Genomic DNA, 11,816 nt, shown 5'->3' on the forward strand with positions numbered 1-11,816 from the left:
CTTTTCATGCTCCCTGGCACTCTTAACCCCTCAGCGGCAACAGCAACTGTCGGATAATCGTGCGGATAATAATGATCACCAACGCCAGTGACAGCAGAGGCACAACGAACCACAACCCGGGATGCCACCGCAACGGTAACTCAAAGCCCCATTTCACCAACGCGGCAACAACAGTTTCCGCCCCGGCGGCTGCCATAATGCCGGCAATAAGAGCCATAATCCCATACTCGCTCCATACCGTTGCAGATATCCGCTGGCGACTCGCCCCCAAAGTACGATAAAGATTCAGCTCTTCCTTTCGCTGTGACAAGCTTAGCCTTAGCAAGGTCAAAACTAACAGCAAACCACTACTGACTCCCAGCGCCGCCAATACCGACAATGACAACGAAACCTGCTGCAAAATCCCCTGGATCCGACTGGCCATAGTACGCAAATCAAGTAACGTCACAGTCGGAAAGTCCCGGCCAAGCTGGTTAATCAGTACATTCTGATCTGCTTCTATCCGGTAGCTCACCAACCAAGTGGCAGGTAAACCAGCCATGACATCCGGGGTGAAAATGAAATAAAAGTTAGGCCGCATATTACGCCACTCAACCTGACGAATACTGGTTACCGTAGCGCTGAACGGCTGGCTGTTAACATTGAACATCAGCTCATCGCCTAACCCTATCCCCAAACGCTCGGCAATCCCCGATTCAACCGACACCCCCGAACCTGAAGCCCACTTCCCTTCAAGCAGCTGGTTATGAATAGGCATCGTTTCACGCCAGGTAAAATTCAACTCGCGCCTGAGTGATTCATCGCTAAGCTCTCCGGCCTCTTTTTTTGCCTGCACATCTTGCTGATTGATAGCAGTCAGGCGACCACGGACCACCGGGTAACTGTCAGAACGTACCACTTGGCTACGGTCCAGCTTGGCCAAATAGGCTTGTTGCTGCTCCGGGCTGATATTCAAGGCAAAAACATTCGGCGCATTCGCCGGTAAGGTCTGCTGCCAATCCGCCAGCAAGTCAGTTCTTAGCAGCCAAATCACAGCCAGCAGCATCAACGAGCTCGTCAACGCCGCCAACTGAACGCCAGTCGCTGTCGGGCTTCGACCTATCCGGCTCAGTGCCAGCTGGATTGCAGGTCCCCATTTTCCACGCCGAAGCAAGGCCACAAACAACAACCCAAGCACAGCCAGCACAAACAGCAAAACGGCCAGCCCGGCTAGCGTCAGCCACATCAGAGTATTGTCTCCGAACCAAATCAGCGCCGCTGCCACCGGTATTAACACCAAACCATAACCACGACGTTTCACCGGCCAATCGGCCTGCTGCTGGATCACCGATATCGCCGGCGCATCCACCAACCGAAGCAGGGATATACCGACACCGGGGATAGCGACCAACAAAGCTACCGACAAACTAACCGCAAAGGGCGTGATGCCAATCCCCGGCAGAGGATCTGGCAATACATCAGACAAGGGCAAACGCAAAAGAAATTCAAGCAACCACCCTGACACCAGCCCGGCGAAAGCTGCAATGGCAAACAACATACCCAACTGCCTTGCCAGCCAACGCCATAACCAAGCTTTGCTGGCTCCCAGGCTTTTCATCATGGCAACTGTCTCAATCCGAGTCGAAGTGTAGTGCAAACAGGTCAGCACCAATGTCGCCGTTGCCATCAGGATCACCAGAATCAAGGTTAAAGACAGATACTGCCTTGCCCGCTCAATCAAGTCGCCGGTTCGCCCCTGGGTTGTTTCACTGATCCAACGCTGGCCGGGCAGAAGGACTGCTGACTGTTGTAACTGCCTTAGCTTGTCATCCGGCCCCCGAAAATAAGCCCTGAACTGGACCCGACTACCGGGCTGAACGGCACCGGTCCGGGCAAGATCATCATCATGGATAAGTACCGCGGGCATCTGGCTAAAGGGGTTAAAGGAAAGCTCTGCCTCTTGGACAATCTTACCGCTGACCACCAGCTCAGTATCGCCGATGGCAATGACATCGCCGCGCTCAACCTCCAGCAAAGAAAACAGGCGCTCCGCGAGCCAGAGCTCCCCGGGGTGGACCTGACTCTGCTCATCCTCGCCCTGCAATACCAGTTCACCGCGCAACGGAAAATCACTCTCCACCGCCTTAACACTGACCAACTGCATCTCATTTTGACTAAAAGCCATAGTGCCGAAGCGCGTTTGTTCTGAAACGGTCAAACCCAATTCTCGGGCACGCGCAAGCAATGCACTTTCAACCGGGTTTGGCGAGCGGAAAACCAAATCGGCGGCAATCATAGATCGCCCCTGATCGACCATGATCTTCTCTACCCGAACCACCAATGACGATAGAGCAAACACACAAGCAATAATCAGCGTCAGGGCCACTGCCACCGGCCATAACTGACCGTGCCATAGCTCGCGCCAGCTCCACTTCAGCAACAGCGGCTGTCGTCTCGGTTTAATCAATTGACTGACTTCACTCATCTCCGTCATGCAGCCTCCACGCATCCGCCCTGAATTCGCAAAATCCGATCGCAGCGTTTTGCCAGCTGAGGATCATGTGTCACCAAAACCAATGTCGTGCCGTGCTCTCGGTTCAGAGCAAACAGTAAATCAATGACAGTCGCGGCGGTATGCTGATCCAGGTTCCCTGTTGGCTCATCGGCAAACAACACCAGCGGACGAGTCATAAATGCCCGCGCCAAGGCTACCCGCTGCTGCTCTCCGCCTGATAACTGAGCCGGCAAGTGGCTCTCGCGCCCAGTCAGCCCGACCTGTTGCAACAGTTCGGCTGCGCGTTGCTCATCCCCTTCATCTCCCTTGATAATGGCCGGCAGCATGACATTTTCCAGCGCACTGAGTGATGGGATCAGCAAAAAACTTTGGAATACAAACCCTATGGCATCACAGCGCAACGCAGCCCGCGCCTCATCATCCAATCGGGATAACGCCTGGCCGAGCAACTCTATCTCGCCACTGGTCGGAGTATCCAGCCCTGCCAGCAGTGTCATCAAAGTCGACTTGCCAGCCCCGGAAACCCCGACCAGCGCAATCGCTTCTCCCTGCTCGACCTCAAGCGAAACATCCTGCAAAATAGTGAGTGACGATGATGCTGTCGTCACTTGTTTGGATACCGATAAAGCCTTAATCACGGATGTTGACATGATGCGATTCCTTTCCGTTGTATTCTTCGTTTTATTTTCGCTAAATGCCTTTAGCAGCACCCTGCTGGTTGTCGGCGACAGCCTCAGTGCCGGTTATCAAATGCCCGCCAAGCGAAGCTGGCCAATCCTGATGGAATCCGTCCTGAAAAAGGAAGGCCATGCCATAACCGTTGTCAATGCCAGCATTTCCGGCGATACCACAGGAAACGGGCTGGCACGGTTACCTAAATTATTACAGCAACATAATCCAGATTACGTCATAATCGAACTAGGCGCGAATGACGGCCTACGCGGTTTTCCTCCTTCAACTATACGCAATAACCTCAGCCAAATGATCACTCAGATCCATACCGAAGGGGCAAAAGCCCTACTGGTTCAAATCCGCGTCCCACCCAATTACGGCAAGCGCTACAGTGAAGTATTCAGTAATATCTACCCCCAGTTAAGCAAACAGCATAACGCCCCGCTGCTTCCCTTCTTTCTCGAACAAATCATTTTAAGATCGGAATGGATGATGGATGACGGGCTTCACCCCAAACAGGATGCCCAGCCCTGGATTGCTGAATTCATGGTGTCAAAGCTACTACCTTATCTGTAGCCCCAAACTCATCGACAAGTATTTTTCTTTCTCACATCCTTCATCTAAAAGTAGGATTTTCTTGCTATTGGACAGGATAAAAAAATGAACATTGACTAAGCTTCAATCTATCAATAACACAGAAGTGAATGCTTATGTTGAAGGGATACATGATTAAGTTCGCAGTTTTGTCTGCCTTTTTGGCTATTGGCGGTTGTGAATCATCAAGCCATCAGGGCACCTATGTGCTCTATAAAGACTACCGCTTGCAATCCAATAACAAAGCTTACGCCATGGGGACAAACAAGATCGCCGGTGCCGCATGGGGAGCCCGTGACACCAAGGAAGCTGCACAGCTGGCCATCGAAACCTGTAAAGAATGGGGGGGAGTCAATTGTAATATCGTTGATATCAATGGCTCTGCTGTATCGAAATAACATACAGCCCACAGTTTCCTTATCTATCTTTATTGTAAGAAGAACAGCTCGATTACCAATCGCTGTTCTTTTTTATTTTATGTCCCTGTTTTCACGCCACTACCAGCCAATTACATGAAACCTCATTATTGCCACCAGAGGAAGTAAGAACCATCAATTCAATAATTTAAATTGAATCTCACTCTGACCTCAATCAGTATTAGAATCAGGAAAAAGACTTAAGGAACAAGAATGAAAGAAACTATCCTGATCACCGGGTGCAGCAGCGGCATCGGCCGGTTTTGCGCCGAGCAACTACATGCAGCCGGGTACAATGTTATAGCCAGCAGCCGTAAGCCCGAAGATGTTGCCGAGCTTCAACAACAGGGATTGAACTGTGTCCGGCTTGATTTGGACGATACCAGTTCTATTCACGAAGGACTGAAAGAGTGCCTGGCAATGTCAGGTGGCCGTATTGATGTGCTATTCAACAATGCCGCCTACGGGCAGCCAGGCGCGCTCGAAGACTTACCGACTAATGCCCTGCGGCAGCAATTTGAAACCAACTTGTTTGGCTGGCACGAGCTGACTCAGGCCGTTATCCCACTAATGCTGAAACAAGGCAGTGGCAAAATAGTACAAAACAGTTCAGTTCTCGGGCTGGTCGCCATGAAGTACCGCGGGGCCTACAATGCCAGTAAGTTCGCTCTGGAAGGCTATACCGACACGCTTCGCCTTGAACTCGGGGATGATACCCCAATCCATGTCAGCCTGATTGAACCGGGACCGATTGAAAGCCACTTCAGGGAGAATGCCAAAAGGAAATTTGAACAGTATATCGACCTGGACAACTCCCGCCACCATATAAGTTACAGGAAAACACTGGATCGCCTCGGCAAGTCCTCGCCATCCAGTAAGTTTACCCTGCCACCAGAGGCGGTGCTGAAACCATTAAAAGAGATCATCGCAAGCAAGCGGCCGAAACCTCGTTATTATGTCACCCAGCCCACCTATATCTTCGGCTTCTTGCGCCGCCTGTTGCCAACACGCAAACTAGACCAACTACTTAGCAAAAGTGTCTAAATTGCTTTCTTCATTTCTCAATCACGGAGACACACATTAAAAGCTCTGTGATTGAGGCATGACGAAATACGCCCCTTATCAAACACTATCCTAAAACCTGAGAATCAAAACAACTGCTTCATAAATGCCATTTTTGAGTTAGTTAGAACACAATAAAAAGCACTTAATAGCTTAAAAGTGATAATTCTAGCCAAAAAAGCAAGAAACGTCATATTTGTGTCATGTTAAGCGGTTATTTTATACCTGTAGATTGAAGGGGGAGCCTAGAAATCCCCGTTATAAGCACTCTTCCAATTACTGATACTTAACAGGTATGGTCATGACACTGCGCCAAATCAACCTTCTTTGTGTATGTTTGACACTCGCCCTAATGCTGACAATACATAATTAAAAAGGAGAGCCGGGCTCTCCTTTTTAATTTCTGCGCCACAAACACACAAAACCGATTCCCTTTCTATTTCCTCGAGAAAGCACATTCCACAGACTACTTTCTCCACCGTCTTGCATTCTTCCCCCTTGATTTCTCAACATAATCCCCCATAACTATTAGCAAAGGCCGATAAAGTGAAGAGCAGCAACATGTATGAGAAACTAGCAATCGAACTAAATGAACAAAACCTGCAACAAGTTATTGAAACCTCGATGCAGACTCCGGTCGCGATCAGTTTCTGGGCGCCATCCATGCCGGAAACCGTTGAGGTCAACAACATTCTGGAAAAAATCGCTGCGCAATATCAGGGACAGCTGGTACTGGCAACGCTAGACTGTGAAAGCCAGCAAATGGTTGCAGCTCAGTTCGGTGTTCGCGGTTTGCCAACTGTTGCACTATTTAAAAACGGTCAGCCGGCTGATGGTGCGGCAGGCCCGCAAACAGAAGAAAGCCTGCGCGAAATGCTGACCAAACACCTGCCAAGCCAGGAAGAGCTTCAGCTTAAACAAGCACTGGCACTCGTCGACAGCCAGCAATATAGCCAGGCCCTGCCGATACTGCGTGAACTGGCAACCAAATTTGACCAAAACAGTATTATTAATCTGGCTATCGCCGAATGCCTGATTGAAACATCACAATATGATGAAGCGGAACCTCTGCTAGCCGCTATTCCTATGCAGGATCAGGATGCAAAATTCAAAGGCCTTATCGCCAAAATGGAATTGCACAAGCAAGCCAGCGACTCCCCGGAAATCCGCCTTCTGGAACAAAAGCTGGAAGCCGAGCCATCCAATACCGAAATAGCCTACGAGCTTGCCGTCCAGTACAGTCAAGTTGAGCGAGCCCAAGAAGCCCTTGAGCTGCTGATTACAATCCTGCGCAAAGACATGAACTTTGCCGATGGCAACGCCAAGAAAACCATGATGGATATATTGTCTGCCCTTGGCCAGGGCAATGCGATTGCCAGCCAATATCGCCGCCAGCTATACTCTCTGCTGTACTAATCAACAAAAAGCCGCGAACACTGTCGCGGCTTTTTTCAAGGCACACTGATTCAAGACGACTTCGCGTGTTGGCACAGCCCTTCGATAATCGGACAGCGGGCACTGTCATCGCCCGGGCACTGTTTGGTCAGTGCCTCAAGGGTGTTTTTCATCTTCATCAGCTCCGCAATCTTATCGTCTATCTCTGCCAGCTTATGCTCCGCCTTGGCTTTCACATCTGCACTCCTGCGTTGCGGATCTCGCGAAAACGCCAGCAAATCACGGCACTCATCCAGCGTAAAGCCCACCAAGCGTGAACGGCGGATCAGAAGCAGCTCATCAATATTCGTCTGGCTATAATAGCGATAGCCGTTACTCGATCGGGCCGGCGTACTAATGATCCCTTTATCTTCATAAAAACGGATAGTCTTCGCGGTCAACCCTGTCTGCTTGGCAACCTCACTGATGTTCACATCTCATCCTTACAGTTTCTGGAAGGTTATATATTTATTATTCCGTTATCTGCCGCCAAAAAGCAACCAGGTTCCCGCATTTCAGAATGTCTTACAGCACTTTCAACAATATCATTGACATTCCACTTGCTGGAAGGTTTATTCTCATGCCATCGTTGTAATTACGACTGAGGAAACAGTCGTTCAATCGCTATTTTTCATAGCTAAGGTGAGACACATGGCTGAGTTTATTCTCCCTCTCAGCAAGGTTCGCTGCATGAATTGCGCAGGAAAAATCAAAGCATCATTAACAGCCCTGCCCGGCATCGAATCCGTTGAGGTTGATACCAATCAGGCGATTGTCCGCGGGGAAACCGCTCTCTCTCCCCTTCTGCAAGCGATTACAAAACTCGGCTATGAAGCCGGCTTTCACCATTCGCTAGGTCTTAGCGGGCTGTCATGCTGCAAATGTGTGAAAAAGGTTGAAACTGAACTTGCCACCAACCCGCAAATTGCCGACTTCACCGTCACAAAAAACCATTTGTCTGTCTCGGGAACCATCTCCGAACAGGCGTTGATTGCCATCATTGAAAAACTGGGCTTTCAAGCAATCACACGCCAGCACTACAAGCTGCCACTTAAAGGATTATCATGCGGAAAATGTGTCGCCAAACTGGAAGCCGCTTTTGCCGACAGCCCGGAGATTGAGCAGTTTACCGTCAGCAAGAACCAGGCTGATATCACAGGCACTCTTAGCCAAGAAGCAGTTACCGCTATCATCGAAAAGACAGGCTATCAGGTTGCAGATGATCACCTCATCACTTTAGCGCTATCAGGCCTGAACTGCGGGAAATGCGTGGCAAAAGTCGAACAAGCTCTGAAAGAAAATCCTCAAGTTTCAAGCTATCAAGTCAGCAAAACCCAAGCGGAAATTACGACCACAGCCGCAGCAGAAAGCCTTATGGCAGGGATAAAGGAGCTAGGTTTTTCTGCCGAACAGCAAAAAGTAACCAGCGAAACGAGTGTATCACCTGATGCTGAAGCAATTTTGGCACCGGAAGTAGCACTAGAGACAGAGACAACAAAAGCAGGCAAGACTCAAACGATTATCGATAACGATACAGCTAACGTCGATAACTCTTTCCAGCTACTACTCTCGGGCATGACCTGTGCCAGCTGCGTAGCTTCAGTCGAAAAAGCCATCCGCAAGGTTCCCGGTGTCACCCATGCCAATGTCAATCTGGCCGAAAGAACCGCTCTGGTTAATGGCCATGCCCCTGTAACTGCCGTGATCTCAGCCATCACCGAGGCGGGCTACGGTGCCGAACAAAGTGAAGACGAACAAAGCCGCCGCCAGCGACAACAACAGCAAAACGAACAGACCTTCCGCCAGCACTTACGTAATGCCTTTATCGCCTTAAGTGTCGGGATCCCTATGATGGCATGGGGTCTCTTCGGTGGCAGCATGATGATTGACTCCACCGCCAGCCAAATCGGCTGGGGATTGGTCGGGCTTGTGACCTTCAGCCTGCTCTGCACCATCGGTCGCCATTTCTATGTCAATAGCTGGAAGGCCTTCAAGCACCACCGCGCGACGATGGATACTTTGGTCGCCCTGGGAACGGGAGCAGCCTGGATCTATTCAATGATTGTGGTACTGATCCCAACTATCTTTCCGGATCAGGCCCGCCATGTATATTTCGAAGCATCTGTGATGATCCTCGGTTTGATCACCCTAGGTCATGCCCTTGAGGCCCGTGCTCGCAGCCGCACCTCGAAAGCTCTCGAGCAGCTTATTGATCTGCAACCACAAACCGCCATTATCGTGGCCGACGGCAGCGAGCGAGAAGTCCCGTTAACCGAAGTGAAAGTCGGCATGTTGCTGCGCCTGCATCCGGGCGCCAAGGTGCCAGTAGATGGGCGCATAGAAGAGGGTCAAAGCTACCTCGACGAATCAATGCTGACCGGCGAACCGCTCCCGGCCAATAAACAGGCGGGTGATAAACTCCATGCCGGTACGATCAACCAAAACGGCAGCTTGCTGTTTCGTGCCGAACAAATTGGCAACGACACCATGCTCGCCCGTATCATCAACCTGGTACGTCAGGCACAAAGCAGTAAACCAGCCCTGGCCCGACTGGCTGATACCATTTCGGCAATATTCGTTCCGTCTGTCATGATTATCGCCATTATTACTGCCGTGATCTGGTATTACATCGGCCCTGAACCGTCATCCATTTATATGCTGGTTACCGCAACAACAGTTCTGATCATCGCCTGCCCTTGCGCCTTAGGTCTGGCTACCCCGATGTCCGTTACTGTCGGGGTTGGTCGCGCAGCCGAATATGGCGTCCTGATCCGAAATGCAGAAGCCATGCAAATTGCCGCCAGTGTCAATACTGTTGTTCTGGATAAAACCGGCACCCTGACCGAAGGCAAACCACAGGTAATCGACTGTCTGAGCTACAACAACACCGAACGTGAGTACCTGCTTACGCTAGCTGCCAGCCTGGAGCGGGGTTCAGAACACCCACTGGCCAAAGCCGTTGTTAATGCCGCCAACGAAAAATCGCTGACCCTTTTAACGCAATCAGGCTTTAAGGCCATGCCTGGCTACGGCGTTTCAGGCAAGGTTAGCGAACACCAGCTGCTACTTGGCAACAAGAAACTAATGGCTAAGCACAATGTCGATATCTCAATCGCCCAAAATGATGCTAAAGCTATTGCCAGCCAGGGAGCCACACCGATCTATGTCGCGATGGGTAATCAATTGGCTGGCCTGCTGGGGATCAGCGATCCACTCCGCGCCGACTCTGTTGCCGCCATCCAGCGCCTGAAAGAAATGAAGCTGGAAGTCGTGATGCTAACCGGCGATACAGAAACAACCGCCAAGGCCATAGCCAAGCAAGCCGGTATTGATACTGTCATTGCCGGGGTACTGCCCGATGGCAAAGCCGCCAAAATTACCGGCCTACAGCAACAAGGCAAACGCGTCGCTATGGTCGGAGACGGGATCAATGATGCTCCGGCACTGGCTCAGGCAGAGGTCGGCATCGCAATGGGTAGCGGCAGCGATGTGGCAATTGAAAGTGCCCAGCTGACCCTGATCCGTCACTCACTACACGGGGTGGCAGATGCGCTTCAGCTTTCATCTGCCACACTCAAAAATATGAAACAAAACCTGTTCGGTGCATTTGTTTACAACACCCTGGGTATCCCCGTGGCGGCAGGTATCCTATACCCGCTGACAGGAGCACTTCTGAGCCCGGTCATCGCCGGTGCGGCAATGGCGTTGTCATCAATCACCGTTGTCAGCAATGCCAACCGCCTACGGTTATTTACCCCCAACCACCAGGAGAAATAATATGGTTGCAATTATTGGCTTGGCCGCCATCGCCTTTATCATCTGGTGGTTCTGGTTACACCCTGCCACCAAAAACTAAGAGCAGAAAGTTAGGGGGAAATTGTTACCACCTAGCCTAACGCCACCATTAGCCATCCAAATAGATAACTGATATAACCATTGTCAGTTATCTGTTTTTCATTAGGCTGCTATGTTCAAGTCGTTATTATCCAAAGCCCTGTTTATTCTTCCTTTTGTCGCCGGATCGGCACTTGCCGAGCCTATGGTCTGGCTGGCAAAAGATGCCCAGCGACAGTTTGTCCTGCTCGGTTCAATTCATGCTGGCGAACCGGATTTCTACCCGCTACCACAAGCATTTCTTGATTACTGGCCCAAAGCTGATGGTCTGATCGTTGAAGCCAACGTGCTCCAACCTGTCGATATAACACTCGACAACACGATCCCTGCCAGCGACGCTTTACTAAATCCCCGAGACAAAGAATCACTGGCAAAAATCGCCAAACAAACAGGGCTTCCCTACCTACCACTAATTCAGAGTCCACCATGGCTCACCGCCATCAACCTGCAAATGGCCATGGTTTCGACTGCTGGCCTATCCCCGGATAAAGGGATCGATATCGTTCTACTCAAACGGGCCCAACAACAAAATTTGCCCATTCATGAGCTGGAGGGAGTACGCAAACAGCTGAGCCTGATGGAAAAGCTACCGGATCATGGCGAAGATATTCTGCTCACCACTATCCGAGACTGGGATACAATGCAGTCGCAACTTTCCTGCCTCATCTCCGCCTGGAAAGCAGGTGATCGCCAACGTCTCCACTCTCTGTTTGAAGACAGCCAATACACAGAAGCTACCGATGAAAAGCTAATCTTCGAACGCAACCGAAACTGGGCACAGCAACTTACCCATAAACAAAATTACCGCCAAGGGACTTATCTTGTTGTCGTCGGTGCTCTCCATCTGTTCGGTGAACAAGGATTGCCGTCATTACTGGCTAAACAAGGAATGAAAGTGACACAGCTAACGAAGGGACAGCAGGCAAACTGCCAATAAAAAAGAGGGTAGAGAAAACTTTTACGAAGCGCTGAAACGAAAAAAGCCTCGTCAATGACAAGGCTTTAAATAGTGGTCGGTGAAGAGCCAATTCAAGGTCTTGAGAACACCCGACCCTCTGGTCCGCTTTATTACCAAGAGCTTGCGATGCCCTACCAAACTGCGCTATTCACCAGTACGTTTAGCTTTATGGAGCGCTGAAACGAAAAAAGCCTCGTCAATGACGAGGCTTTAAATAGTGGTCGGTGAAGAGGGATTCGAACCCCCGACCCTCTGGTCCCAAACCAGATGCGCTACCAAACTGCGCTATTCA

The 11,816-nt window shown here is 50.5% G+C and carries 9 protein-coding genes; 6 read left to right on the forward strand and 3 right to left on the reverse strand.

Annotated features, from left to right (window positions below; all coding sequences use genetic code 11):
• Positions 1-22: 22 nt before the first annotated feature.
• Entirely contained in the window at positions 23-2,473 is a 2,451-nt protein-coding gene (locus Q0852_RS20425; RefSeq protein ID WP_299021427.1) for an FtsX-like permease family protein, read from the reverse strand.
• On the reverse strand, positions 2,470-3,144 hold the full coding sequence (locus Q0852_RS20430) for an ABC transporter ATP-binding protein (protein WP_299021429.1): 675 nt from the start codon (positions 3,142-3,144) through the stop codon (positions 2,470-2,472). Before Q0852_RS20430 ends, Q0852_RS20425 begins: the two co-directional genes overlap by 4 nt.
• On the opposite strand from Q0852_RS20430, the gene tesA reads away from it, so the two are divergent.
• The 4 genes from tesA (at position 3,143) to Q0852_RS20450 (ending at position 6,654) form a co-directional block, all read left to right on the forward strand.
• Positions 3,143-3,742, forward strand: a complete 600-nt coding sequence (gene tesA / locus Q0852_RS20435) for a multifunctional acyl-CoA thioesterase I/protease I/lysophospholipase L1 (RefSeq protein ID WP_299021431.1) — start codon at positions 3,143-3,145, stop codon at positions 3,740-3,742. The two genes, Q0852_RS20430 and tesA, sit on opposite strands and share 2 nt — an antisense overlap.
• Positions 3,743-3,891: 149 nt before the next feature.
• Complete coding sequence (locus Q0852_RS20440; RefSeq protein WP_299021434.1) at positions 3,892-4,158, forward strand: hypothetical protein; 267 nt, start codon at positions 3,892-3,894, stop codon at positions 4,156-4,158.
• A gap of 231 nt (positions 4,159-4,389) precedes the next feature.
• Positions 4,390-5,220, forward strand: a complete 831-nt coding sequence (locus Q0852_RS20445; protein WP_299021436.1) for an SDR family oxidoreductase — start codon at positions 4,390-4,392, stop codon at positions 5,218-5,220.
• Between the two features lie 579 nt (positions 5,221-5,799).
• Positions 5,800-6,654: a co-chaperone YbbN gene (locus tag Q0852_RS20450; RefSeq protein ID WP_299021439.1), complete on the forward strand. Its 855-nt coding sequence runs from the start codon at positions 5,800-5,802 to the stop codon at positions 6,652-6,654.
• Positions 6,655-6,704: 50 nt separating this feature from the next.
• Here the strand turns inward: Q0852_RS20450 and cueR are convergent, their stop codons facing one another.
• Positions 6,705-7,106, reverse strand: coding sequence for a Cu(I)-responsive transcriptional regulator (gene cueR / locus Q0852_RS20455; RefSeq protein ID WP_299021441.1), 402 nt, complete (start codon positions 7,104-7,106; stop codon positions 6,705-6,707).
• A 217-nt stretch (positions 7,107-7,323) separates the two neighbouring features.
• Between cueR and Q0852_RS20460 the strand changes: the two genes are divergently transcribed.
• Positions 7,324-10,449: a copper-translocating P-type ATPase gene (locus Q0852_RS20460; RefSeq protein ID WP_299021444.1), complete on the forward strand. Its 3,126-nt coding sequence runs from the start codon at positions 7,324-7,326 to the stop codon at positions 10,447-10,449.
• A gap of 190 nt (positions 10,450-10,639) precedes the next feature.
• Entirely contained in the window at positions 10,640-11,503 is an 864-nt protein-coding gene (locus Q0852_RS20465; RefSeq protein WP_299021446.1) for a TraB/GumN family protein, read from the forward strand.
• Positions 11,504-11,816 lie beyond the last annotated feature (313 nt).

The organism is uncultured Photobacterium sp. (assembly GCF_947502415.1).
Lineage (GTDB): Bacteria > Pseudomonadota > Gammaproteobacteria > Enterobacterales > Vibrionaceae > Photobacterium.